This window comes from Bradyrhizobium australafricanum, assembly GCF_020329495.1.
GTDB lineage: Bacteria > Pseudomonadota > Alphaproteobacteria > Rhizobiales > Xanthobacteraceae > Bradyrhizobium > Bradyrhizobium australafricanum.
Genome location: NZ_JAGKJL010000010.1, coordinates 125,923 through 151,451 on the forward strand (window position 1 = coordinate 125,923; position 25,529 = coordinate 151,451).

A 25,529-nucleotide genomic window follows, 5' to 3' on the forward strand; every position below is an offset into this window, starting at 1 on the left:
AGCGTGAGCGTTCAGCGCTGTCCCGTCGGTGCAATCGGCATCGGCAGTGGCGCGACCGGCTCGGTAATCACTTCGGGCACAGCGGTGTTCAGCTGCAGCACTGTGGCGGCCGCGGGGACCGCGGCATCGGCCATCGCCGCATGGCCTTCGGCGCTCGGATGCACCGCGCCGCCATACACCGCCGACAGGATGCCCCATGTCGCGTCGTGGATGTCGCTTGGCTGCATCGAGGACGGCAGGCCCTGCGGGTAGGTCATCGCCGTGAAGTAGCTGTCATTGGCGTCGCGGATCCAGCGCGCGCGCGGCAGATAGGCGCGGTATTCGCCGGCGCTGCGGCCGCATTTGAGCGGCTGGTTGGCGGCGGCGACGATGTCCGACACGAAGCTGTCGCCATTGGCGGCGAAGCAGTCGCGGTCGAATTCCGGATCGGTCGACGCACGCGCGCAGAAGCCATGGCTCGCAAACGCGTCCTGATGCGCATCGACGAAGGTCATGCGGTCGGCCTGCGGATTGCGGCAGATGATGCCGGACTGGCACTGCGCGATCGCCTTGAGCTGCGGCAGGAACTCGTTCTGCACGAAGCTCGAGACCGACGCGAGGCGGTTGGGATCCGCATTGAACGAGGGATGGATCTCGAAGCCGGCGCGGCCGCCGGGGCAGGGCGCGCCGCCATTGGCGAGCGCCGGATTGGCATAGGCCGTGTAGATCACGTGCGAGAGATCGCCGCCGACCAGCGGCTTCAGCGCGTCGCGCAGCTTGGCAAAATCAGCCGGCAGGTCGCGCGCCAGCGCCGAACGGGCATCGTCGACGCTGGCCATCGAGCCGCCGCGGCTGAACAGCGTGCGCTCGGTCGGCGTGTCGACGATCACGTTGGCGACGAGGCCGGAGAAGTAGATGTCGTTGGCGCCGATCGACAGCAGCACGAGGTCGAGGGTGCGGTCGGGCTGACGGCGCTTGGCGGCGGCGAGTGCCGTGCGCAGCTCCGCGATCTGGCCGTTGACGGTGCCCGAGCAGGTGTTGGCTGTCTTCGTCGGCAGGCATTCCCGCGCCTGCTGCGAGCCGAGCAGGCCGTCGGCGATGGTGGCCCCGGTGCAGGCCAGCGGCAGATAGGTCACCGCGATGTGCGGATATTGCACGGCGAGCGCGAGCGCCGTGCGGGTCTGGTAGCTGTACAGCGACCGGTGACACGCCGAGTTGAGCCACAGCGCGCTCTGGCGCTGCCAGTTGGTCAGGGTATCCGGTGCTTCGCAGGCGCGGCCGCCTTTGTAGCCGGCGCGGCTCGGCCGGTAATATTGCGCTCCGCCGAGATAGGAGCGGAAGCAGAACCCCTCGTCGGAGAGCGCAATCGCGCGGTCGGGATTGCCCTCGCCGGATGCGATGCTGTCGCCGAGGCCCGCGATCAGCAAGTCGCGCACCTCGATCTGCGTCGTTACGCGCTGGTTGGCGTCCGAGCCGCTTGCGACGTCGACGGTCGCGACCGTGGTGCGGCCGTAGCGGACGCGCAGGTTGATCGGCTCGGCGCAATCGAATGTCGAGGATTGCGGCCCGTCGCCGTCGTCGAACGACCAGGCGCAGGTCGCGCCGACCGGAACCGGCCCGGTGAGCCGCACGACGATCGGATGATCGATCGGCGTCAGATAGCTTTCCTTGACGTTGTCGCGCGTGCAGGGCTCGCTGACGCGGCCCTGCAGGTCGATGCAGAGCCGGTTCACGGTGTTGCGCGCCCAGCCGCGGCCGTCGCTTTGCAGTTCCAGCGTCTGTTCCGAGGCCAGCACGCTGCGGCCAAGCCCGCTTTCGACATGCAGGCGGAAGTCGCGTTCCTCTCGGAACAGGCGGAAGCGGTTGCGGACCTCCCAGGAAATCTGCAGCTGGTTGTCCTGCGCCTCCGCGGCCGATGCGAAGACCGCGGCCAGCGCGCTGCCGAGCAGCACGCTGCAGACCGTCACCCGAAACGAAAATCGAACCAAAAAGCCAATCATGGCGCGGTTTGACGCGAGCGGTACGGCGAAAATAAGAGAAGCGGCCGCGAGGATCGAAAATCCGGGGTCGAAGGGCCCGCACAAGGGCCGATCACGTTGTCCGTTACCGTTTCAGCTGCCTGACCCGCTGCTGCCGGCTTTCGATCGGTTGCCGCACGGTCGCCGAAGCCGTGCAGGCTTGGCTTAGTCGTTTCCGCTCTTGCCAGGGCTGCACCACGTTGAGCCAGAGCTCGCGCATGCCCATGATCGAGATCGAAATCCCGAACGGGATCAGGAAGTAGAGGATGCGGAACACGACCAGCGTCGCCAGCAATTGTTCCTTGCTGAACTCCGGCAGCGCCACCAGCATCGCGGCGTCGAACACGCCGATCGAGCCGGGGGCGTGGCTGGCGAAGCCGAGCAGCGTCGCCAGGATGAACACGACCGCCAGCGAGACGAAGTCGATATGCGGCTCGGTCGGCATCAGCAGGTACATTGCGAGCGCGCAGAAGCCGAGATCGACCACGCCGATCAGGATCTGCAACAGCGTCAGCTTGGCCGAGGGCAGCACCACCTTCCAGCCGTTCTGGCCGAGCTCGCGGCGCTTCTCGCCGGTCAGGAGCCAGACGAAATAGGCGCCGATGCCGGCAAGGCAGCCGAGCGCGATCAGCCGGTTCATCGCCGGCGGCAGCAGGTCCATCGCCGACGCCGCCGCCGGGTGCCAGGCCATGCCGAACCCGAGCACGAACAAATTGCCGAGCCAGAAGGTCAGGCCCGACAGAAAGCAGATCTTGGCGACGTCGATCGCGGAGAGGCCATAATCGGAATAGATCCGGAAGCGGATCGCGCCGCCGGTGAAAACCGTGGCGCCGATATTGTGGCCGATCGTGTAGCTCGTGAAGCTCGACAGCGCTGCGATGCGGTAGGGGACATGGATCTTGCCGATCGTGCGCAGCGCGAAGAAGTCGTAGAAGGTCAGCGTGCAGAACGCCCCGACCACGCAGAGCGCCGCCAGCGCGATCCGGTGCGGCGCGATGTTGGTGAGCGCGGTGAGAATGATGCCGGTATCGACGCCCTTCAGGGTGTGAACAAGCGACGTGATCGCGAACGCGATGATCAACACACTCGCGGCGATCCCGAGCCGTTTCCAGCCGATCTTTTCCTTGAAACCACGCCCGAGCGTGGTCAGCAGCCGAAGCATTCATCCTCCCGGCGGGGCGGCAAATTTCAGTGGGACCCGGTCACGGACGGCGACGGGTGACGGGCAAACGCACCGTACGCGATGACCCATAAGGCAAAACCGATGCGTTGTGCAGCCCTTGACAAGCCAAGCTTCGGCCCTCGTCCAGCGTCATTGTCATATTGGCTACATATGTTCTCGCTCTGCGGAATGTGAGTCGCAGGACCGCGACGGGGCCACTGCATGTTCCGCCGTTCCAGGCAGTTTCGTCGGCTTTTTTGCCGATTTTGCGGCCGTCCCGGCGACGATGCGGGTCGGCTGGCGCGAGGCGAATGGACGATATGCATCAGCATGGGGACGGCTGAGCCGGCTGTGACGTTTACCAAAGTGTGAAGTCGAGCGCGCATGCGCATGATCCGCCCGGCGCTCGGGCCGGTGAGGCGCGCGAGGGTCCGTAGGTCTATTGAGGCAAAACGCCGCGCAAGCGGGCCGCCGTCGGACGGATCGGCCAGGCACGCGATTTCACACTTCGATCCGTGGCGAAGTGTTGCGGCGAAACGAAGGCCTATGTCTCGCATTGGTTGCCGAGAGCAAGGACGAAACCATGCAACAGACATCCCTGAACGTCCGGCACATGCCGGACCGCCGTGCAACGTCGCATCAGCAAACGAGCGGGCTCGCGGCGACGTTGACGCTCGCCGCGATGAGTCTCGGCTATGGCGTCGTGCAGCTCGACGTCACCATCGTCAACACGGCGCTCAATGCGATCGGTGCCTCGCTCGGCGGCGGCGTTGCCGAACTGCAATGGGTGGTCAGCGCCTACACGATTGCCTTTGCGGCTTTCATCCTGACCGCGGGCGCGCTCGGTGACCGGATCGGCGCCAAGCGCATCTTCATGGCCGGGTTTGCAATCTTCACCGCGGCATCGGTTGGCTGCGCGGTCGCGCCTGATGCGGCGACGCTGATCGTCGCCCGCTGCGTTCAGGGGCTGGCCGCGGCCATCCTGGTGCCGAACTCGCTGGCGCTGCTCCGCCATGCCTATGAAGACGAGAAGGCGCGGGGACGCGCGGTCGGTGTCTGGGCCGCGGGCGCGAGCCTTGCGCTGACCGCCGGCCCGTTCGTCGGCGGCGGACTGATCGCGCTGGTCGGCTGGCGCGCGATCTTTCTGGTCAACCTGCCGATCGGCCTGACCGGCCTGTGGCTCGCCTGGCGCTTTGCCAGCGAAACCACGCGTCATCAGCAACACCGGCTCGATCTGCCGGGTCAGGTCGCGGCGATCGCCGCGCTCGGCACCTTGGCCGGCGCGCTGATCGAAGGCGGCGCGCTCGGCTGGGGCAGCCCGTTCGTGATCGCGGGCTTCGTTCTCGCGGCCGTCTTCTCCGTGCTGTTCGTCTGGCGTGAGGCGCGCGCGCCGCAGCCGATGCTGCCGCTCTCGCTGTTCCGCCACCGGATGTTTGCCCTGACCTCGCTGGTCGGCCTCCTGGTCAATGTCGCGTTCTACGGCCTGATCTTCGTGCTCAGCCTCTACTTCCAGCAGGTCAACGGCCTGTCGGCGTTCGCCACCGGCCTGGCGTTCGTGCCGATGCTCGGCGCCGTGCTGCCCGCCAACCTGATCGCGCCGCATGTCGCGGAGCGGATCGGCGCGCCGGCGACAATCGCGCTCGGCGCCACGCTCTCGGCCGCCGGATGTCTTGCGATGCTGTTCATCGGCACCGGCACGAATTACCTCGCGATCTGCCTGCAATTGCTGGCCATGAGCGGCGGCCTCGGCCTGCTGGTGCCGCCGCTGACATCGGCGCTGCTCGGCAGCGCCGAGCCGCAGCATGCCGGCATCGCGGCCGGGGTGTTGAACGCGACCCGGCAGACCGGCAGCGTGCTCGGCGTCGCGCTGTTCGGCTCGATGGTCAGCCGGTCCGCGGCCTTCATCGCCGGCCTGCATGCGGCCCTCGTCATCTCCGCCGGCGTGTTGCTTGCGGCCGCTGCGCTGATCTGGATCGGCGCATGGTCAGAGTCTCGGCGCTGAGACGAACCGCAGCGAGGCATCTCCGTGTTGCCCTGACCCGATCGCCTGCATTCAAGGCTTCTTCACCATGCGTGGAACCCTGCTGCGGTGCGGTTACCGTTCCTACACGAATGCGGCTGTTCTTATAGGTCCATAAAGGGGGCCTATATGTATCGCGTTCTGACCTGTCTCACTTTGGAACATGACTGGCGGTTGGTCGTCCTCGGCGGGGTGATCTGCCTGCTCGCCAGCGCCGTCGCGATCAGCCTGTTTCACCGTGCCCGCGCCGCCCACGGGCGGGCCCGCGAGATCTGGATCGGCCTCGATGCGGCGGTCGGCGGTTGCGGTATCTGGGCCACCCATTTCGTCGCCATGCTGGCGTACGATCCCGGCATCGAGGCCGGCTACAACATTCCCATCACGCTGCTGTCGCTGGTGCTCGCGGTTGCGATCCTGGCGGTCGGATTGGCCGTCGCCACGCTCGATGGACGCTGGCGGACGGTTGCGGCCGGCGGCGCGATCGTCGGCGCCGGTGTCGCGGCCATGCATTACACCGGCATGCTCGGGCTGGAGCTGCCCGCGCGCATCCTCTGGTCGCCCAGCATCGTCGCCTCGTCGATCGCGTTCGGAAGCCTGTTCGGCGCGCTCGCGCTCGTCGTCGCCACCCGTGGCGAACGTTTCGGCACCACTGCCGCCGCGACCGGTCTTCTGACCGTCGCGATCGTCTCGCATCATTTCACCGCGATGGGCGCGGTGACGCTCGTCCCGGATCCGACGATCGTTTCCGGCGGACTTACGGTCTCGCCGCGCGTGCTCTCGTTCATGACCGCCGTTGCGGCCTTCGCGATCCTCGGCCTCTCGCTGATCGCCTCGATCCTCGACCGTCGCGCCAAGACCGAACTTCACAAGCAGAAGGTGGTGCTGGATACCGCGCTCGAGAACATGTCGCAGGGGCTGTGCATGTTCGATGCCGACGGCCGCATCATGCTCTTCAACGAGCGCTACAGCGAGATGATGGGGCGCAGTCGCATACCGCTGCAGGGACGCCTGCTGATCGACGTCCTGCAGGACCTCCATTCCATCGGCGAGTGGGACGGCGATCCCGAGGAGTTCTGCAATGCTCTCGTCGCCGAGGCAAAGGCCGGCCACAGCGCGACGCGGATCGTCAGCCGCAACGAGCGCGCGATCCGTGTCGTCGACCAGCCGATGAAGGGCGGCGGCTGGGTTGCGACCTTCGAGGACATCACCGAATGGCAGCAGGCCCAGGAACAGATTTCACACATGGCGCGGCATGACGCGCTGACCAATTTGCCGAACCGGACGCTGTTCCGCGAGCAGCTCGAGAAGGCCTCGCGACTGGCCAAGCGCGCCGACCAACTGGCCGTGCTCTGTCTCGATCTCGATCATTTCAAGGAAATCAACGACACGCTCGGACATCCGATCGGCGACGCGCTGCTCCGCGAAGTGGCGCGCCGGCTCGGCGAATGCGTCACCGAGCACGACACCGTGGCGCGGCTTGGCGGCGACGAATTCGCCATCGTGCAGTTCTGCAGCAATTGCGAGCCGTCCGTCGTGTCGTCGCTGGCAAGTCTCGTGGTCGAGCGGATCGCCGCGCCCTACGAGATCGGCGGCCATCAGCTCGTGATCGGCGTCAGCATCGGCATCTCGCTCGCGCCCGAGGACGGCAAGGATCCCGACGAATTGCTGCAAAAGGCCGATCTCGCGCTGTACCGCGCCAAGGCCGACGGCCGCGGCACCTATCGCTTCTTCGAGACCGGGATGGATGCGCGTGCGCAGGCGCGCCGCCTGCTGGAGCGTGACCTGCGGTTCGCGCTCGAGCATGACGAGTTCGAGGTCTACTATCAGCCGATCCGTGATGTCGCGGGCGATCGGATCGTCGCCTTCGAGGCGCTGGCGCGCTGGAACCATTCGCTGCGTGGCCTGATCGCGCCGAACAATTTCATTCCTGTCGCCGAGGAGACCGGGCTGATCGTTCCGCTTGGCGAGATCGTGTTGCGCAAGGCCTGCGCGGATGCCGCGGGCTGGCCCGAGGCCGTCGCGGTTGCCGTCAATCTCTCGCCGGTGCAGTTCAAGAACCCGAGCTTGGTGTCGTCGGTGAAGGCGGCGCTGGAAGCATCGGGCCTGTCGGCGGACCGGCTTGAGCTCGAGATCACCGAATCGGTGCTGCTGCAGAACAGCGAGGCGACGCTCGCGGTGCTGCATGAGCTGCGCGGCTTCGGCGTCCGCATCTCGCTGGACGATTTCGGCACCGGCTATTCCTCGCTGAGCTATCTGCGCAGCTTCCCGTTCGACAAGATCAAGATCGACCGGTCCTTCGTCACCGACCTTGCGACACGCGAGGACTCGATGGCGATCGTGCGCGCGGTCACCGGCCTCGGCAAGAGCCTCGGCATCGTCACGACAGCCGAAGGGGTCGAGACCGATACCCAGTTCGACCTGCTGCGTCGGGAGGGCTGCACGCAGGCGCAGGGCTATCTGTTCAGCCCGCCGCGACCGGCGGCCGACGTCGCCAAGATGTTGCGCAGGGTGCCGGAACGGTCGGTCGCCTGAGTTGGCAGGCCGGAGAGCTGGATTCTGGTTTGGACGCGTTTTCTTCACGCGAACCGCGTCGACTTCGCTCGAAAACGCTCTAGTTCTTGCGCAGGGCAAAATAGGCGCCGCAGAACGCCATCACTGCGCCGAGGCACAGGGCGGCAAGGCCGGCGAGCACGGCGGATATGGTCGAGACCGTGCTCGGCGCCGACGCGGCCTGGCCGGCGCCGGCCAGCATCAGCACGCCGACGACGATCAGGAAGTTACGCATCCGTTGCGGGATCTGGCCGGCCACAGCGCTGTGCATCAGATTGGCGGTAAAGTAGCCGCCCGAAAATCCGACGGTCGCGATCAGCCACCACGCAATCGCGGCGCCCGCCGGCATGAACTCGTGGCTATCGGAGCGCCACAGGCCGCCGAGATCGAGCCCGTAGCGCGCGCCGAGCATGTGCACGGCAAGCGCCAGCAGCACGCCGGATATCATCGCGCCGCCGAGGATGAGGTAGCGCGGAAAATAGGTCGTCTCGGGCATGGCTCGCTTGTAGGATAGGCGCGACAGGCTGCGCAAGCTGCGTGTGCGTTTGAACAGGTGGAACGGCGGATTGCCAACAACGTTGCAGGACCGGTCGGAGGCAGGCGAGGGCACGGCAGTGCGCTACGCCTACAAGGCCTCATTGATCGGCTCGGCGCACCAGTTCGAGCTGACCGAGGACGGGCTGTCGTGGCGGATCGCCGGCAGGTCGGGCGTGTGGGACTATGCCGACATCTCCGCGGTGAAACTGTCCTATCGCCCGGTCTCGATGCAGCAGCAGCGGTTTCGCGCCGACATCGACAACGCCAGGGGCGGGCGGATCGCGATCCTCTCGACCACCTGGCAGACCGCGACGCTGGTGGCGCCGCAGGGCCATCTCTACCGCGACTTCATCGTCGAGCTGCATCGCCGGATGCAGGCGGCGGGCAGCAACGCCAGGCTGGTCGCAGGCCTCGGACCGAAGACGTACACCGCCGCGCTGGCGCTGCTGGCCTGCCTTGCGGTGGCAATGATCGGCTTGCTGCTCACGGCGCTGCTGGCATCGAACTGGATGGGCGCGCTGTTCCTGGTCGGCTTTGCGGCGCTGTTCACCTGGCAGGTCGGCGGCTTCGTCACGCGCAATCGGCCGCGGCGCTACAGCTTCGATCAATTGCCCGATGCGCTGCTGCCGAAGGCGGTTCGCAATCGGTGAGGTAGCGGTTCGCGCGGCCGGACTGTAAGCGGGCTGTAAGCAACGCGCTGTAAGCTTTGTGATTGATTTGCTTCCCGCTGGAGCGTCAGATGACAATCCGGACCCCATGTATGGCTCTATGCCTCGTGCTCTTGAGCATCTCGCCGGCCCTTTGCAAGGGCGGCAGCGTAGGCAACAAGCATGATCCGCTTGATCCCAATCACATAGACGACTTGCCGCCCGATGTGCGGCAATACGTTGCCGGAATCTGCAAGGGAACGCCGGTCGCGCAGCACGACTTCGCGACCTACTCGCCGCAAGAAAAGCGCTGGCGGATAAACCTCGAATATCTGCAGTGCGGCGTGATCGGTGAATATCGCAAAGGCAATCAGTGCCTGGACGTGGACTTCGTAGCCGAGGGCGCGCATTTTCGCCTCGTGAGAAAGACGTATGCGGCCTGTGGCTTTTGATGCTCCGGCGCTCACTGGAAATGGGCCGCTGCGAGTGCCACTCGTATCCAATTCTGGACTGCGGCGCCGCTTCGGAGTGAACGTGCGATGTCACTCGGTCGAGTCAAAATCCTCTTCGGTCGCGCTCAGCATTCCCGCCAATGTCCGCAGGCCGAGGTCGAGCTGCTCCATCGGCGGTGCGGCCAATGCGAGCCGCACCGCATTGGGCGCGTGCCCCGGCGTGGCGGCAAAGGTCGTCGACGGCGTCAGCGCGATGTCGCGGCGCGCCGCGGCGGCGACCAGGGTCTGCGAGCGCCAATGCGGCGGCAAGGTCAGCCAGAGATGATAGGACTTCGGATTGGTCTGGATTTCGAAATCGGCCAGATGCTTGGCCGCCAGAAGCTGGCGGCGGCCGGCATCGATCCGTTTCAGCCGTGACAATTCGGCGGCGGTGCCGTCGGCCATCAGCCGCTGCCCCGCGGCGAAGGCGTAGCCCGACGCGGTCCAGCCACCCGAGCGCACCGCGGCCATGATGCTCTCGCGCAGCCGCGGCGGCGACACGATGAAGCCGAGCGCGAGGCCCGGCGCGACCTTCTTCGACAGGCTGTCGAGCACGATGCAGCTGTCGGGCGCAAGCGCGGCGAGCGGCGCCTCATCATCGAGGAATCCGTAGACGCCGTCCTCGATGACGACGAGGCCGAGCTTCTCCACCACCCGCAACAGCTCGGCGCGGCGCTCGGGCGGCATGGTGATGCTGAGCGGGTTCTGGATCGTGGGCTGGACGTAGATCGCGGATAGATGCGCCTCGCGATGCGCTTTCTGCACCGCATCCGGTCGCACGCCGTGTTCGTCCATCGCGAGCGGCACCAGCGAGATGCCGAGCCGCGCCGCGATGCCCTTGACGAACGGGTAGGTCAGCGCCTCGACGCCGCAGCGTCCGCCGGGCGGCACGACGGCGGCGAGCGCGGCGGCGATGCATTGCCGGCCATTTGCGGTGAACACGATCTGGTCGGGATTCGGCGTCCAGCTTTTGCGCGCCAGAAATTCCGAGGAGATGGTGCGTGCCGCCCGCGTGCCAAAACTGGTCGCCGGCCGCAGCGCGCCCTCGAGCACCTCGGGCCGCTCCAGCCCTTCGAGGCTTTTGGCGATCATCGTCGCCTGGTGCGGCAGCAGCGGGTAGTTGAACTCGAGGTCGATGCGGGCGCCGCGCGGTTCGGTCGGGGCCGTGATACCGCGGCGTGCCTCGCCGGACACGAAAGTGCCGCGGCCGACTTCACCGACCACCAGCCCGCGCCGCAACAGCTCGGTGTAGACCCGGCTCGCCGTCGAGACCGCGATGTTGCGGTCATAGGCGAAATGACGCTGCGGCGGCAGCCGGTCGCCTGCCTTCAGCGCGCCGCTGGCGATCTCGGCGGCCACCGCATCCGCCAGCTTCAGATATTCGAACCTCGACATTATTGCACCGAGAGCAATGTTTTACTTGCTCCGAGCAATGTACCGGATCATCTAAGAGGGAACAAGCCCATGATTGCACCGAGGAGCGCGCAAGCAATCCGAGGTCCCCACGACGCAGGCGCTGAAATGGCATTTGCGTCAACGGCCTAGCTTTGTCTATGGGCAGCGAAGGAGATGACAATGTCAGCGATATCCTCAGCCGCCGCAGCGCCCGCGCGGCCTAATACGTTGGGCGGATTACTCCGATTGCTCCGACTGTGGGGCGACGCACTCGCGACCTACTGGGTGCGCCGCGAGGCGATCAAGACGCTGCGCCAGCTCGATGACCGGGCGCTGCGCGATATCGGGCTCTCGCGCTGCCAGATCGAGACCGCCGTCACCGGCGACTTCGACCTGGAGCTGGTGCGGATCCGTTAAGATGCCGGTGCGGCGCTCGAGCCGGGCGCCGACTGCCGGTTGCAGAATTCACCGAAACTACACCAAAGAAGCGGAAGAGCCCCGTCTCGTCACCGCCGTCGCTCCAAGGTTGTGACGCTCTATGCTAGCGTATTGGCTGCGTACGCTAGCGTTGTAGTTGGGGACCGATGGCCGCTCGCAAATTGTCGCAAGGGCAGGCCCCGACCCGGGAAGCGCGTCGCCGCTGGCATGAGGAGCGATCGCTGCGCTGTGCGATCCGGTTGGCCCGCATGGGCTACTGGGAGTCGCAGAGTGCCGCCGCGACCGATCTGTGGATATCGCCCGAGCTCGCCGCATTCTTCGAATTCGACACCGCCGACGGCTACATCCCCATCGCCACGGTGCGCGAGCGCTATTTGCCCGAAAGCCGGAAGCTCCTGGAGGCGCATTACGCGGCCTGCTGGGCGGAGGGGCGGCCCTATGCGGTGCGGACGAGGCTCCGCAGTTCCGATGGCAGCCTGCTCGATTGCGTGGTGCACGGCGAGCCGGAATTCGACGCGGACGGCCAGGTTCGGCGCGTGTCCGGCATCGTCCGCGACGTCACGGAGGAGACCTCCGCGCTGCGGCGCCTGGCGGAGAGCGAGCAACGGCTGGCCGATTTTGTCTCGACCGCCTCGGACTGGTGCTGGGAGAGCGACGCCGAGCATCGGCTGCTGCCCTATCCCAAATCGCTTGCCGGCAATGCGGCGTTCCAGACGGTGGCCGCTGGCAGGAAGGCGCGCTGGGAACTGACTTATGCGCCCGAGGACGGGGAGGCGATGGCGCGGCACCGGGCCGATATGGAGGCCCATCGCCTTTTTCGCGACTTCACCTATACGCTGATCGGCAAGGACGGCTCGCGCGTCAGCATTTGCACCAGCGGCAAGCCGATCTTCGCCGATGACGGCAGCTTTCTCGGCTACCGCGGCACCTCCAGCGACATCACCCAGCTCAGGGCGGCCAAGGCGCTGCTTGACCAGCGCACGCGGGCGCTGGAGGAGGCCCACCGCCTCGGCAAGATCGGCACCTGGAGCTTCCGGCTGGACAGCGGCCGCACGATCTGGGCGCCCGAACTCTACCAGCTTCTCGGCCTGCCCGACACGTTCGAGCCGACCGACGAGAACATGGGACCCTATTTCCTGGACGGCGACGCCGACCGCTTCCGGCACGTGCAGAAACGGGTGCTGCGCACCCGCCGGACCGAGGCCACCGACCTGCGCATCTTGCACGCGGACGGCATGCCCCGCGATCTGGCTATGATTTGCAAGGCGGAGGTTGCCCACGACAAGGTCATCGGCATCATCGGTACCGTGCAGGACGTCACCGAGCGCAAGGAAGCCGAGCGCCAGCTCGAGCAGCTCGCCTACAGCGATCCGTTGACCGGTCTTGCCAATCGCGCACTGTTCACGCGCCAGCTCGCCGCCCTGATCGAAGGCTGCTCCCAAGGAGGCCGGACCGGTGCGCTGCTGCTCATCGACCTCGATCGCTTCAAGGAGGTCAATGATTCCCTCGGCCATGCCGCCGGTGACGAATTGCTGATCAAGGTGGCGGCTGCGTTGCGGCAGGACTTGGGGCCGCGCGCCTTCATCGCCCGGCTCGGCGGCGACGAATTCGCCGTGCTGGCGGATGGATGCGACACGTCCGACGCCGCGCTGACCGGGCTTGCCGATCGGCTCGTCGGCAAACTGTCCGGCCCCGTCGATCTCGCCGAGGGCGAGGCCTCGGTCGGCGCCACCATCGGCATTGCCCGCCTGCCGGAGCACGGCGCGACGGCGGAGACCGCCGTGCGCAACGCGGACCTCGCGCTCTACATGGCCAAGGAGGCCGGGCGCGGCCGGGCGCAACTGTTCGAGCCGGTCTATGCGCAGGCGGTCGATGAAAGGCTCGATCTCGGCCGCCATCTGCGCCACGCCGTGGAGGCCGGCGCCCTCGAGGCCCATTACCAGCCGCAGGTGGATCTGAAGACCGGCCGCGTCACCGGCTTCGAGGCGCTGCTGCGCTGGACCCATCCCGAGCGCGGGCCGATCTCGCCGGCGGAGTTCATCCCGATCGCCGAAAGCTCCGGTCTCATCGTCGATCTCGGCCTGTGGGTGCTGCGCGAGGCCTGCGGGCAGGGCCGCGCCTGGCTGGATGCCGGGCTGCCGCCGCGCTCCATCTCGGTCAATGTCTCGCCGGCGCAGATCTGGAGCGTGGATTTCGAGACCGCGGTCTCGGCCATCCTGGCAGAGACCGGCTTTCCGGCGGAGCTGCTCTGCCTGGAGCTGACCGAAAGCCTGTTCGTGGATCATACCGAGCAACGGATCAGTCGCACGCTGACGGCGCTGTCCGGCTTGGGCGCCCGGCTGGCGCTGGACGATTTTGGCTCGGGCTATTCCTCGCTCGGCTACCTGACGCGCCTGCCTTTCGACTGCCTGAAAGTGGACCGGGCCTTCGTGGATGGCATTTCCACCGCGCCGGAGAAGCGCAAGCTGCTCGGCGGCATCATCGCCCTGTCGCACGGGCTGGGCATGACGGTCGTGGCGGAGGGCGCCGAATTGTCCGCCGAACTGGACGTGCTCGGCGGGCTCGATTGCGATTTGGTGCAGGGCTTCGTGTTTTCCCCGCCGATCGCCGCCGACAAGGCGCCGCTGGTCGCCGCCGGCATCGAGCGCGAGGCGCCCCGGATGCAGCCGAAACGGAATCGCCTCTAGGCGAACACTCTTTGGCAGCTTTCTTTTGCCCGTGGCGTTGCCTCGATGGTGGAAGCTGACCAATGAGCTAGTAGGCTGTGTACTCACAAATCGGAGTTGGATGAGGGGCCCTTGATGTCCGCTCTCACCCTGACAGCCGCGAGAAAGCGGACCTCGCCGGAGGTTCGAGAAGGGCCCAGAACCGGACGCCAGAGGTGCAGCAGCCGGCGCGGAGATCAACTGCTTGCCGTGCGAAGTCGGTCGAGGCGCGGCAGCCTGCTTGAGATGCGGTTCAGGCAGGCGCCACGTGGTACTTCCTAGTACTTGGCGACAACAGTACCTGTAGGATCAAAGGCGACGTTCAGGCCGATTTGTCCGCCATAGGTCGTCGCGTTGTTCTGGCCCAATTGACCGGTCAATGCCGCGTATCCACTGATGTTGTTTGCCAACCTGAACCTCGTCCCGATCGTTGCGGCTGCCCAATCGCGGCCAAGGATCACGCCGGGTATCGAGAACGACGGCGCAACGATTGACGTCAAGGAGGCGGTGACCAACCGATTCAGATCGGCGAATTCGTGATCCCACGTCAGCTTGGCGTAGGGTTCCCAGATCCCGAGCTTCACGCTTGCCCGATAGCCAAATTCGGTGACCGCGGAGTTGCGCGTCTGCGAGCCGAACGAGAGCGCTGTTGGCGCACCGCTCGGATTGGTTTCGGTGAAACCGTCAACATAGACCTGTTGGAGAATGACGCCGGCCACCGGGCCGTGCGTCAGCAAGAAAGACGGGACCGGAGCGACAGGCGCTTTGTAGGAAACTCCGGTCTTCGCCGGCGGGGCAGACGGCGCGCCGAAATCATATCCAATCTCGCCGGCGAACGAGATGTTGCTTCCCCTCGTGCTGCCCAGGTTCGACTGTGTCGTCGTCCCCAGGGGAATTTGCCGATTGACCGTATCGCGCAATGTGCCCCAGCTCCCGATCGCGTCGATCCAGAGGGCATCGTGGCGATAGGCCGTGTAAAGGCTGACTGCAAACTCTTCCTGCCTGTAGTCGCCGCCCAGGCTGAAGGTCTGTTTGGTGGTCTGGCCGGAGAACGCTGCGCCGACCAGCCAATTGGATGTGATCGAGTAGTCGAAGCCGCCCGTGACCGCAGCCGGCGTGCCCGGGTCGTTGGGGAATCCGTTGACGCCGCTCGTCATCTTCAGCCACGACAAATCTCCGCTCGCCCAACCGCGGAATGTTCCGGCCTGGCCGAACGAGAGCGGGATTTGGTTCTGGATCGAGTTGATGACCGCGAACCGCGTCTTCAAAGGCGCTTCGGCGAGAAACGATATCTCGCTGGGAGCAACGACGAGGCTGTATAGATAGTCGGCCACGATCTGCTGCACGGCTCCGGTCGCATGACCGCCTCCGTCGGGAGCCCCAGGGCCGTCCGCCCAGAAATGTGTCTTGTTCGCATTCGGAGCGACATAGTTTGCCGGGGTACACTGATAGGAATTTACGTTACCGCAAGCAGGCGTCAGCGCGCTCGTAACCGTGATTCCGAACGGTGCCGGATTGGCCAGGACGTAGTTGTAGATGCTCGCAATATCGCCAGGAATAACCCTGACTCCCGCCGCAGCGAGATTGTTCCAGAGTGCCTGATCGTAGATGGACCGTGACTGGACGAGCACGGGATCGTAGGGCCTGGCAGACGCGGCCGCGGCCGCGGCGTTCAAGGCCGGTGTGTTTGGCACGACAATGTACCGGGCACCCGCGTTCCAGAGCTGCGTCACCTGGCTTGCCGCCTGTGCCGCAACGGCGAGGAGTTGGGGCACGTTTTGTGGGTTAACGATATTGCCGGGAGAAGCGCCGTTGGCAACCGTTGTGGTCTTCAGATCGTTGCTGCCGGCCCAATAGGTGTAGATCGCATTCGGATCAGCAATCCCGCCGGTACTCGCCAAGTAGGTCGCGATCTGCGTTTGTGTCGATAGAACATTGCCCCCTTGGGCCACGACGCGTGCACCACCGATGGCATAATTGTTGCCGCCGACGCCGGGCGTGTCGGAAGGCGTCGCCGCTCCTCCAAACTTGCTCGCGAAAATCTGCGCCCATCCTGGATCAGGATTGGTCGTCCACGTTCCCGCACCGGGCCCTGCAAGACCGAACCCGGCACCGCCGAGCGGCTTGTACAAGAACCAACCGGTATCGGTCAGGCTATCTCCGAAAAAATACGATCTCGAAAAATTCTGTGCGCTCGCTGCAGTCGCCATCAACGAAAGGGCGAGCGACAATCCCCACCTAGTGCCCCGCATTCCCAACCTCAAACACAAATAAAATAAATGAGGATCGGATAACTGAGGACGTGTGACTCGGCTGTAACCGAAAAGTCACAGGACCGAAGTTGTGGAACTCCGCGAGCCTTTGACGCGCCCGGACGTCGTGGGGTTCTGATCTCGATCTTTAACTTCGCTACACAAATATCAATCGGTTGTGCCCTCTCTTCGACCCTGCGAGGCGACATTCTGCGATGCTGCAGGAAGCACGCGGACAGCTGCGACAAAGCGTCACAATCCATCGCATTCTCCCACCTGAGCCGCTGCGTCGACGGCAACTCGGGTCTTGCAGGCGCGCATCCCCTGAATGTCCAGATGGGTCAAAAGGTGAAGAGCTCAACGTGAGCACAATGCGTCCGCTTTCGGGTGCATAGCGACCAATCGCCGTCGGTCAGCGCCTCACTGATCTGACTGCAAGCCTGGTTCCAGCGCCGGACCGAAGGCGCCGAATCCTGCGCCACGAACTCTCCGACGACGAATGGACTGCCATCGAGCCGATGCTGCCCAACAAGCAGCGCGGCGTGCGACGAGCGAATGACCGCCGCGTCCTCAACGGCATCTTTGTGCGCAATTTCTGAATATTAGAAGAATATCCCTGAGTTGCCCGACGTGTCAAGTCGCCTGGTCGAACGTGTCAGTAGCTCGTGATCTGTCGCCTGTTTGTAGCTCGTGAAGTGTCGTGTTTTTGGTGCTCCGGAACAAAGGGGGCGCGATGGGCACGGCATCCATTCACGAGGGTGTACGACGGATGCGGTTTTCAGATTTGCTGGATCGGACGGAGGCGAAGGAACTGACGCAGGAGGCAGCATCGGAGGTTCTTGGGATCAGTGTTCGGACGTTTCAACGCTGGGCGGAGCGCTATGAGGCGGAGGGCGACGACGGGCTGTCGACCGCCGGCTGGGGCGTCGTTCGCCACGGCGGGCGCCGGGGGAGGAACTGGAACGAATGCTTGCGCTGTACCGGGACAAGTACGCGGACTTGTGAAGCACTTCCACGAGCAGATGCAAAAGCGGCATGATTATGTGCTGGGCTATACGGTGACGAAGCTGGCGCTGCACGCGGCGGGGCTGGTGCGGAAGGCTCCGAAGCGTTCGGCGCACCGCAAGAAGCGGCCACGGCGGCCGCTTCGGGGCATGCTGCTGCATCAGGACGGATCGCGCCACGTTTGGATCGAAGGTCTGCCCGCGAGGGACCTGATCGTCACGATGGACGATGCGACCAGCGAGGTCTACTCGATGGTCCTGGTCGAGGAAGAAGGAACGGCCTCGACCTTCCAGGCCTTGCGCGAAGTGATTGGCGAGCATGGCCTGTTCTGCGCGCTCTACACCGACCGCGGCAGCCATTATTTCCTTACCCCAAAAGCTTGCGAGAAGGTCTCGAAGACGCAACAAACCCAGGTGGGACGGGCTTTGTCGCATCTTGGGATCGAGCATATCGCAGCCTATTCGCCGCAGGCGCGCGGGCGCTCCGAGCGGGTGTTCGGCACCTTGCAGGATCGGCTGCCGAAGGAGCTGCGGCTTGCCGGGATCACGACGGTTGAGGCTGCCAACGCGTGGCTGAAGGCGCATTACATCCCCGGGCACAACGCCGCGTTTGCGATCAAGCCCGAACAGGAAGGCTCGGCATTCGTGGCCGACCGGCATGAGGCCTGGCGCGAGGCGCTGTGCGTGATCGAGGAGCGAACCGTCGCCAACGATAATACCGTTGCATGGAACGGTCGGCGGCTGCAGCTGCCGCAGAGCCGGCTCAGGCCTCACTTCGTCAAGGCTGTGGTGCGCCTCCATGAGTATCCAGATGGCACCGTCAGCGTGTTCCTCGGACCGCATCTGTTGGCGATGTTTAGCGCCAACGGACAGCAGATCAGCCCCGACGCGCCTCAGCCTGGCAGTGTGCTCGGAGCCGTCAAGGACAAGCCCTGGCGGGCGCGCAAGCGCGCGTCCTTGACCGCTCCTGCGCGCGCCGCCGTCAAGATCGTGCGGGTCGGGGCGGAGAAACGGGCTTCAAGTCGAACAAAGAAACTGACAAAGTCCCCACCAACAATATCCTTGGCATGACCAAATCGGCCGAGCCGTCCGCGCCTTCCGGCCACGCCGATAATCAACAACGAAGGCGACAGATCACGAGCTACAAAAACACGACATCTTCACCCGCTACGGACAGTCGCCTGGTCGAACGCCGGCCGAAAGGCCGAAGGAGACGGTGTTGGGCGGCATGGACGCCGCCCAACACGATCATGAATCTCATTTTGCCATTGCCGTCCTGGCGGCCTCGATTTTCGCCTTCACGGAATCGAGGTTGAAGCTCGCGCCCTTCTGCATCGGCGGAAACTCGATTGCGGTCATGGCCAGCTTCTCGACCTCCTGTTGAACGAACACGAAGCGCCAGAACTCATATTTGAACCAGTCGAAGTACTGTTGGGCGCCGTATTTGGTCCCGCTGTCGGGCCAGCCCGTTCGCTCGAACGGATCCAGACGGAGGTTGATCAGGTAGGGGACGTCAACCTTGGCTTTTTCGCCCAGCCAGCCACCGGGCTGGTCGATGAAACGATACTTGTAGTCGTCGATGCGCACGGCCCCCAGTTCGCTCTCGCCGAAGTACCAGATTTCGTGTCGATTCGACGGCCCCTTGCCGGTGATCATGTCCATCTGATTATAGCCGTCCAGATGGCACTTGTAGTTGCGATCCCCGATCTGCTTTCCCTTCTTCAGTTCCTCGGCAATGTTCGGGTTGCCGGCAGCTGCCAGCAGGGTCGGAAACCAGTCCAGCCCGGAGATGATGCCGTTCTCGACCTTGCCCGCCGGCACCTTGCCCGGCCAGCGGATCATCGCCGGCGCGCGGAAGCCGCCTTCCATGACCGTACCTTTGCTCTGCGCGAAAGGCGTCTGTCCGCCATCCGGCCAAGTGAAGACCTCGGTGCCGTTATCCGTGGTGAAGATGACAATGGTGTTGTCATCCACGCCCATGTCCTTGAGTTTTTTCATGACGAGGCCGACATCGTCGTCGAGCTGCGCCATGCCGGCTTCATGAATCGACCAGCCGTTCTTGGAGTTGCGCATCGCCTCGTACTTCGGCGACAAATGCGTGACGATGTGCATGCGGGTCGGATTGAGCCACAAGAAGAACGGCTTGTTATCGGCCTTGGCCCTTTCAATGAACGACAAGGCGAAGTCTCGGATTTCATCGTCCACCGTTTCCATCCGCTTGGGATAGAGCGTTCCGGCGTCTTCAATCCTCTGCTTGCCGACCTTGCCCCAGCGGGGATCCACGGTGGCGTCGTCCACATTGGTCGCCCATGAATGGATCATGTTGCGCGGGCCGACCTTGTTCAACAGCTCCTGCGGATAGGCAGGGTGAGCCGGATCTTCCATCGCGTCGAGGTGATACAAATAGCCGAAGAACTCGTCGAAGCCGTGCACGGTCGGCAGAAATTCGTTCTTGTCGCCAAGGTGGTTCTTGCCGAATTGGCCGGTGGCATAGCCCATGCCCTTGAGCGCGGTGGCAATGGTCACAGCCTCCGCCGGCAAGCCTGTGGGGGCGCCGGCCTGGCCGACCGTTGTCATGCCGGTGCGGATCGGCAACTCGCCGGTGATGAAGTTGGCGCGGCCTGCGGTGCAACTCGCCTCGGCGTAATAATCGGTAAACAGCATGCCTTCTGCGGCGACCTTGTCGAGGTTCGGCGTCCGGCCGGCCATCATGCCACGATGGTAAGCACCGATATTCCAGATGCCGATATCGTCCCCCATGATGACGACGATATTGGGCCGCTGGCCGCTCGGTGTCTGCTGCGCCTGGGCCAGTGCCTTTTCGACCGATGCGGCGGCGCCTAATGCGGATGCCGCCGCCAGGCTTGTCGTCGCGAGCAAAACATTTCGACGGCTCATATCGCGTGAGGCATTATCCTTGTCGTCGCTCATCACTTGCTCCCTTCCTTATGATGCATCGAAAGCCAACATGGCTCGTGGACGTATCCACCGCTTCCGCATGGCGCGCAGCCGGGCGATAGCGACGGCAGTAGTTCGGCGCGCAGAGATGCGAGCCGCCTTTGAGAACCTTGCGGGGAATCTTGATCCTGGGCAGAGACGGATCGTGGCTGTCTTGCTCTCGCCCCCCGCGCGGATCCTGAGGAACGCAGCACGCCTTGGCCGCGTCGGGCGCATGCCTGGTGGACCACCAATCGGTGGTCCACTCCCAGACGTTGCCGATCATGTCATGAAGGCCGTAGCCATTCGGTGGGAACGCCATCACCGGCGAGGTGCGCGCGTGACCATCGTCGGTAAGATTCTGGTATGGAAAAACACCTTGCCAGGTATTCGCCATTGGCCTGCCGCCGGGCATCAGCTCGTCGCCCCAGGCGAACTCGGCTCCGTCGAGGCCGCCGCGCGCGGCAAACTCCCATTCGGCTTCGGTCGGCAAGTCCTTGCCAGCCCATGTCGCGTAGGCCTCGGCATCGCGATAGGCAATGTGGACCACGGGATGATCGTCGAGGCCGCTGATCGAACTGCGGGGGCCATATGGCCGGCGCCAGTTGGCGCCAAATTTGAAATTCCACCATTGCGACCAGTCGCGCAAATCGACCGGACGCTTCGGTGGCGTGAAAACCAGCGAGCCTGCCTTGAGCATGTGCGGCAGTGCGCCTGGATAGTCCTTTGCGTCAGGCCGCGTCTCCGCTGACGTCACGTAGCCTGTTGCGTTGACGAACTTGCGGAAATCGCGATTGGTGACCGGCGTGCGGTCCATCCAGAAGCCGCTCACCGAGACGCGATGGACCGGCGCCTCTTCGGCATAGTGCCTGTCTGAGCCCATGCGGAACGTGCCGCCCGGAATCCAGACCATACCCCTCTCACTGGCCCCATCCGACAAAGGTACGCCTGCCGCAACGCCAACGTCGTGCATGGGCTACTCGCAGTGAACGAGTTTCAAAATTTCGAGCGTCGCCCCCAAGAATCTCTCGGCAGCTTCCTAGCGTCGATTCTGCCGGGGAGGAGCGCGGCTTAACACCTTAGTCAGTCAACATGACAATCGAACATCTGAAGCGGTGGCACGTTCGCAGCGGCACAACCTTCTTCTATTGATCTAGATCAATCGAGCCACGTCGCCTCTTCCTAGCCGAGAGCCCCTGACGACTATGCAAAAAGTGCCAGTTGTGGCGTCATGGACACAACCCTTCAATAAACCTCCGGCTGTACGCAAGTAAGCCGATTTCGCATGGACGAACGGCGGCGTCAGCTTATTGTTTTCGAGTTTCTACCCCGCCCGGAGCGATGGCGGGCTCGCGAGAGTCGGGGATCGGCGATGCGGTGCTTTGGACCGGGTTTGGGACGCAGATTTTTTTCGCAGTGGCAGCATCATTCCCCTTTTGGGGAGGCTCCATGAAATCATTCCTTGCAAGCGTTGGTCTGTTTGCAGTCTGCGTGAGTTTCACAGCGCGTGCCGCAGACTTGCCGGTGAAGGCTCCGCCCGCTTTACCGCCACCCTACAATTGGTCGGGATTTTATCTCGGTGCAAATCTCGGCGGAGCGTGGACCAGCGGCAGCCTGCCTATTTCAGGTAACAACTTGTATGGCGGCATCACCGAATTCATCGGTGGTGTTCAGGCCGGCTACAATTTTCAAGCCGGCCATCTCTTGCTTGGTGTGGAAGGCGATTTCGATGGGGTGACTTTTGGTCATCCCGTACTTCCGACTCCGACTCTCGGCTCGGTGAGACCGAATTGGATCGGAACGGTGGCAGGCCGCGTCGGCCTCGTCGAGGATCGTTGGCTTGTCTACGGCAAGTTTGGCGGTGGCTGGGTGCAGAGCAATGCCTCGTTGAATTTTCCCGGCGTCACTTGGCAGGGCTCCAACACGAGCTCTGGCTGGCTGGGCGGCGTGGGCATCGAGTGCGGCTTTAAATCGCATTGGACGATCAAGCTCGAATACGATTACATTGGGCTGGGACACTGGACTTCGGCCACGGTCCCGGCGATCCCCCTGAACCGCGACCTCCAAATGGTCAAGTTCGGTGCGAACTATAAGTTCGAGAGCGGGCTTCCCGATACGGTCGCGCCGGCACGTACCGTGCATTCTGCCGTGCGCTCCGAAGGCGAAGACCTAGCCAAGAAATCGCAGAACCCTATCGCCGATATGGTCAGCGTTCCGTTCCAAAGCAACACGAATTTCAACGCCGGGCCGTACAACCGCACCCAGGAAGTTCTCAACATTCAGCCGGTCATTCCGCTGCGCATCAACGCGGACTGGAACGTGATCTCGCGCACCATCATGCCCGTGATCAGTCAACCTAGTCCGCTTTTTAACAACAACACGAATGGAATTGGGGACATTACTCAGCAGTTCTTTTTCACCCCCGCCCATCCTGGCTCTCTAATCTGGGGCGTCGGTCCCGTCTTTACGGTGCCGTCCGCGACCGATCCGATTCTCGGAACCGGTAAGGTGTTGTTCGGTCCGACCGCCGTTGCCCTCGTAACGCCCGGACATTGGGTGATCGGCGTACTGGTTAACAATCAGTGGTCAGTTGGCGGCAATCCGTTGCGGCCGCCCGTGAACGAGTTTCTCGCGCAGCCGTTTGTCAACTACAACATGGCGCACGGGTGGTACCTGACAAGCTCACCAGTTATCACCGCGGACTGGCTGGCGGCGCCGGGTCAGCAGTGGACCGTACCGATCGGTGGCGGCCTTGGTCGAATCTTCAAGCTCGGCGACCAGCCAGTGAGTGCAAATATAGCCGGCTATTACAACGTCGTTCGTCCAACCGGCGCGCCAAACTGGCAATTGCGAGCCCAATTGTCTCTACTATTCCCGGAGAGATAGAAACCGTCTGCAACGAGTGAGATTCGGGAAATTTGTGGTCGTGCAACCTCGGTCCGTTACAGGCCGTGGAGGGGTGGGAGATCCGCGATGAAGGGCAGGAAATCGATATCGAGGACTAGTTTCGTTTTGCGGTTGGGCGCGGCGGCAGTCGCCGCCTTACTTGGGCTCCCCATTGATGCGGCTCGCGCCGATGAAAATGGCATCAGCTTTTGGCTACCCGGATTTTTTGGCAGCCTCGCGGCCGTTCCTCAGCAGGCGCCGGGCTGGTCGGTGACCACGGTTTATTATCACACCTCTGTTTCCGCCGGCGGCGACGTGGCGCGGTCGCGCGAAATCACGCTTGGTCGCTTTCCCGCGAATCTGACGGCCAACGTGAACGCGAGCGTCAATGCGAATGTGAATCTTGGACTTGTCGCCGGGACCTACACCTTTGCAACGCCGGTGCTGGGCGGTCAGGCCTCTGCCAGTTTGTTGGCGACCTACGGCTCCAACTCCACGTCGCTGGCGGGATCGCTCGTTGGGACATTGACGGGACCGGGCGGCGGCACGTTCCCCTTCTCCCGGTTTGACAGCATCGACAGCTCGCTCATCGCATTCGGCGACCTGATCCCGCAGTTCGCGCTGCGCTGGAATGCCGGTGTCAACAATTACATGACGTACGTCACCGCCGACCTTCCGGTCGGCGCCTATCAGTCGGGCCGCCTGGCGAATTTGGGGCTTGGGCACTGGGCGGTCGACGCGGGCGGCGGCTACACCTATTTCGATCCAAAGACCGGGCATGAATTTTCGACGGTGCTGGGATTCACCTACAACTTCGTCAACCCCTCCACCCAATATCAAAGCGGCGTCGACATGCACCTCGACTGGGGCGCATCGCAATTCCTGACCAAGCAGTGGCAGGTCGGCCTCGTCGGTTACCTCTATCAGCAGCTCGGCTGCGACAGCGGCTCCGGCGATCGCGTCGGCTGCTTCCGGTCGCGCGTGGCCGGCGTCGGCCCGCAGGTCGGCTACATTTTTCCGGTCGGAGACATGCAGGGATATCTGAACCTGAAGGGCTATGGCGAATTCGCCAATGAAAATCGGCCAGCAGGCTGGAACGTCTGGCTGACGTTCAATCTTCAGCCCACGGCGCCAACGCCGCCGACATCCACAAGGCCCAGATTCACGAAATAGCAATAGCGGTGACGCTGCCACCGGCGGCGTGCTGAAGGCTCAATCTGGCGCGGCGGTAGCGACGCAATCAGCCAATGGATACTCCGCGAGCGTGCGGACATGTCGGGGTTGGGGCCAAAAGGTGAAGAACTCTACGTGAGCACAATGCGTCCGCTTTCGGGTGCATCGCGACCAATCGCCGTCGGTCAGCGCCTCATCGAGCCTGACCGCCGAGCCGTAGTTTCAGCGCCTGACCGAAGTAGGTAGTGGCACTGGAAGAAATCCACGCCTCATCCTAAAATGAGATCATGTACCCACGCTGGATGGAAATCGCTGGATACGTAGCTCTCGCCTTCGTCGGGACAGCGGTGTTGGCTGCTCACATTTTGATTTTCATGCCTCACCCTTAAAGGCATGTGCTGTATCAACAGGCTTGTGGCGTTTGGGCCATCATACCGGACAAACGCGCTGCCAACTGCTTCGCGTTCATCCAACTCGCGTCAATCCGGCTGTGGCTACGCGCTAATGAGTCCACGTCCCTGGTTGGATTAAAGCAGGCTGAGATTAGGCTGCGCCCGCAAATAGGGCGCGTTCCCTTTCCCGCCTGCGACGTATGGGGCGAGGGGACGCGAAAGCAATTTCGGAATATTAGAAGAATATCCCTGAGTTGCCCGACGTGTCAAGTCGTCTGGCCGAGCGCCGGCAGCCGCCGGCTACTTTGCATGGGGTTGTTTTCGATATTTTGGCAGCGCCGCCTGCGACGGCCCCATAAAATCATCCCGCTTTAGTGCCGGACCACCAGCACCGAGCATTTGGCGTAGCGCACCACGTGGCCGGCATTTGAGCCGAGGAAGTAGGTGCGCATCGCCGGCCGGTGCGAGGTCATCACGATCAGGTCGGCCTTCATGGCCGCCGCCTCCTCGAGGATCTCATGATAGATGCCGCCCTGGCGGACCACGCCCGAGATGCGGGAGGGCGCGATGCCGGATTCGCGCGCGACGATCGCAAGCGCCTCTTCCGACGTTTCGCGCTGCTGGCTGTCGAAATCCGCCGGCACGTATTCGGCGAGCATCACCGGCGTCATCGGCAGCACGTTGAGCAGACGCACCGCCCCGTTCCATGTCTGCGACAGCGTCGCGGCGGTTGCGATCGCCGGCTTCGCCAGATCGGTATCGGCGAGGTCGATCGGAACGAGAATGGACTTGTACATCTGCGCCTCCTGTCCGCGATTGGTCTGGAGCCGTTTGGTCCCTGTGCCTGGGACGCGCGCCTTCTTTTTCTTGAAGTCGTTCTGGTATCGACGCGAACCGGTCCCCCTGTCGCGCAGACGTCAATATAGCATGGCGGAGCGGCGCT

At 63.8% G+C, this 25,529-nt stretch carries 18 protein-coding genes and 1 pseudogene; 10 read left to right on the forward strand and 9 right to left on the reverse strand.

Annotated features, from left to right (window positions below; genetic code table 11):
• Positions 1-11 precede the first annotated feature (11 nt).
• Both J6525_RS11830 and J6525_RS11835 read right to left on the reverse strand, forming a co-directional pair.
• Positions 12-1,979: an SGNH/GDSL hydrolase family protein gene (locus tag J6525_RS11830; protein WP_376708480.1), complete on the reverse strand. Its 1,968-nt coding sequence runs from the start codon at positions 1,977-1,979 to the stop codon at positions 12-14.
• A gap of 103 nt (positions 1,980-2,082) precedes the next feature.
• Positions 2,083-3,159, reverse strand: a complete 1,077-nt coding sequence (locus J6525_RS11835) for a lysylphosphatidylglycerol synthase transmembrane domain-containing protein (RefSeq protein WP_028337716.1) — start codon at positions 3,157-3,159, stop codon at positions 2,083-2,085.
• 613 nt (positions 3,160-3,772) lie between these two features.
• Between J6525_RS11835 and J6525_RS11840 the strand changes: the two genes are divergently transcribed.
• Positions 3,773-5,161 (forward strand): MFS transporter, encoded by a 1,389-nt coding sequence (locus J6525_RS11840; protein WP_225644611.1) that lies wholly within the window; start codon positions 3,773-3,775, stop codon positions 5,159-5,161.
• Positions 5,162-5,308: 147 nt separating this feature from the next.
• A complete protein-coding gene (locus J6525_RS11845; protein WP_225644558.1) occupies positions 5,309-7,711 on the forward strand; it encodes an EAL domain-containing protein in 2,403 nt (800 codons plus the stop codon).
• 79 nt (positions 7,712-7,790) lie between these two features.
• Here the strand turns inward: J6525_RS11845 and J6525_RS11850 are convergent, their stop codons facing one another.
• Positions 7,791-8,225 (reverse strand): hypothetical protein, encoded by a 435-nt coding sequence (locus J6525_RS11850; RefSeq protein WP_212057353.1) that lies wholly within the window; start codon positions 8,223-8,225, stop codon positions 7,791-7,793.
• A gap of 70 nt (positions 8,226-8,295) precedes the next feature.
• Between J6525_RS11850 and J6525_RS11855 the strand changes: the two genes are divergently transcribed.
• Complete coding sequence (locus J6525_RS11855) at positions 8,296-8,916, forward strand: hypothetical protein (protein ID WP_225644560.1); 621 nt, start codon at positions 8,296-8,298, stop codon at positions 8,914-8,916.
• A gap of 116 nt (positions 8,917-9,032) precedes the next feature.
• On the opposite strand, the gene J6525_RS11860 is transcribed toward J6525_RS11855, so the two are convergent.
• Together J6525_RS11860 and J6525_RS11865 are read right to left on the reverse strand one after the other, a co-directional pair.
• Complete coding sequence (locus J6525_RS11860) at positions 9,033-9,323, reverse strand: hypothetical protein (RefSeq protein ID WP_143029638.1); 291 nt, start codon at positions 9,321-9,323, stop codon at positions 9,033-9,035.
• 132 nt (positions 9,324-9,455) lie between these two features.
• Positions 9,456-10,799 carry an aminotransferase-like domain-containing protein gene (locus J6525_RS11865; RefSeq protein ID WP_092084889.1) on the reverse strand — a complete coding sequence of 448 codons (1,344 nt, stop codon included), beginning with the start codon at positions 10,797-10,799 and terminating at the stop codon, positions 9,456-9,458.
• 246 nt (positions 10,800-11,045) lie between these two features.
• On the opposite strand from J6525_RS11865, the gene J6525_RS11870 reads away from it, so the two are divergent.
• The gene (locus J6525_RS11870; RefSeq protein ID WP_225644561.1) at positions 11,046-11,216 is read left to right on the forward strand and encodes a DUF1127 domain-containing protein; all 171 of its coding nucleotides are present in this window, start codon (positions 11,046-11,048) and stop codon (positions 11,214-11,216) included.
• 167 nt (positions 11,217-11,383) lie between these two features.
• Positions 11,384-13,924 (forward strand): sensor domain-containing protein, encoded by a 2,541-nt coding sequence (locus J6525_RS11875; protein ID WP_225644564.1) that lies wholly within the window; start codon positions 11,384-11,386, stop codon positions 13,922-13,924.
• A 296-nt stretch (positions 13,925-14,220) separates the two neighbouring features.
• Here J6525_RS11875 and J6525_RS11880 read toward each other — a convergent pair whose 3' ends face one another.
• Complete coding sequence (locus J6525_RS11880) at positions 14,221-16,173, reverse strand: autotransporter outer membrane beta-barrel domain-containing protein (RefSeq protein ID WP_225644565.1); 1,953 nt, start codon at positions 16,171-16,173, stop codon at positions 14,221-14,223.
• A gap of 494 nt (positions 16,174-16,667) precedes the next feature.
• Between J6525_RS11880 and J6525_RS11885 the strand changes: the two are divergent.
• From J6525_RS11885 to J6525_RS11895, 3 genes and pseudogenes are all read left to right on the forward strand, one after another.
• Positions 16,668-16,784: pseudogene (locus tag J6525_RS11885) on the forward strand (transposase); the annotation flags it as partial.
• 179 nt (positions 16,785-16,963) lie between these two features.
• Complete coding sequence (locus tag J6525_RS47965; RefSeq protein ID WP_512699757.1) at positions 16,964-17,233, forward strand: helix-turn-helix domain-containing protein; 270 nt, start codon at positions 16,964-16,966, stop codon at positions 17,231-17,233.
• On the forward strand, positions 17,196-18,269 hold the full coding sequence (locus J6525_RS11895; RefSeq protein WP_511145409.1) for an ISNCY family transposase: 1,074 nt from the start codon (positions 17,196-17,198) through the stop codon (positions 18,267-18,269). Before J6525_RS47965 ends, J6525_RS11895 begins: the two co-directional genes overlap by 38 nt.
• Before the next feature lie 186 nt (positions 18,270-18,455).
• On the opposite strand, the gene J6525_RS11900 is transcribed toward J6525_RS11895, so the two are convergent.
• A complete protein-coding gene (locus tag J6525_RS11900; RefSeq protein WP_225644570.1) occupies positions 18,456-20,129 on the reverse strand; it encodes an arylsulfatase in 1,674 nt (557 codons plus the stop codon).
• Positions 20,110-21,048, reverse strand: coding sequence for a formylglycine-generating enzyme family protein (locus J6525_RS11905; protein WP_312009780.1), 939 nt, complete (start codon positions 21,046-21,048; stop codon positions 20,110-20,112). The genes J6525_RS11900 and J6525_RS11905 overlap by 20 nt, the downstream gene beginning before the upstream one ends.
• A 536-nt stretch (positions 21,049-21,584) precedes the next feature.
• On the opposite strand from J6525_RS11905, the gene J6525_RS11910 reads away from it, so the two are divergent.
• Together J6525_RS11910 and J6525_RS11915 are read left to right on the forward strand one after the other, a co-directional pair.
• On the forward strand, positions 21,585-23,021 hold the full coding sequence (locus J6525_RS11910) for an outer membrane protein (protein ID WP_225644573.1): 1,437 nt from the start codon (positions 21,585-21,587) through the stop codon (positions 23,019-23,021).
• 87 nt (positions 23,022-23,108) lie between these two features.
• Complete coding sequence (locus tag J6525_RS11915) at positions 23,109-24,194, forward strand: SphA family protein (protein ID WP_225644575.1); 1,086 nt, start codon at positions 23,109-23,111, stop codon at positions 24,192-24,194.
• Positions 24,195-24,957: 763 nt separating this feature from the next.
• On the opposite strand, the gene J6525_RS11920 is transcribed toward J6525_RS11915, so the two are convergent.
• On the reverse strand, positions 24,958-25,383 hold the full coding sequence (locus tag J6525_RS11920; protein WP_225160142.1) for a universal stress protein: 426 nt from the start codon (positions 25,381-25,383) through the stop codon (positions 24,958-24,960).
• Positions 25,384-25,529: the final 146 nt, after the last annotated feature.